The sequence below is a fragment of the Cupriavidus sp. SIMBA_020 genome (assembly GCF_046535395.1).
Classification (GTDB): Bacteria; Pseudomonadota; Gammaproteobacteria; order Burkholderiales; family Burkholderiaceae; genus Cupriavidus; species Cupriavidus campinensis.
Window position 1 is genome coordinate 1 of sequence record NZ_JAWRWU010000797.1, and the last position, 264, is coordinate 264.

General features: G+C 69.3%; 1 protein-coding gene. It reads right to left on the reverse strand.

Going from position 1 to position 264, the window contains the following annotated elements; translation table 11 throughout:
- Positions 1–264: hypothetical protein (locus tag SB751_RS31545; RefSeq protein WP_410749216.1), on the reverse strand; the 264-nt coding region annotated here is incomplete at both ends.

Below are 264 nucleotides of genomic sequence, written 5' to 3' on the forward strand. Positions count from 1 at the left end.
GTTGGTCAGCGCGACGCCGCCGGGCTTGGCGCAGGCCTCCTTCATCGCCAGCACCCCGGCCAGGACGTCCTGCCGATCCCGATCCGTGACAAGGCCCAGCGTTTTTTCCAGCATCGGTCCCCACGCCGCCTTCGCGCCCTGGCCCTGCGGCACCGAAGCGCCCATGCGGGCCAGCGTCTTTGCCACGCTGGCCACATTCGAGGGATCGGCCATGTCCGCGGTGAGCTTGCCGAAGAGATGGCCGCAGCGTTTCATCGCGCGCAG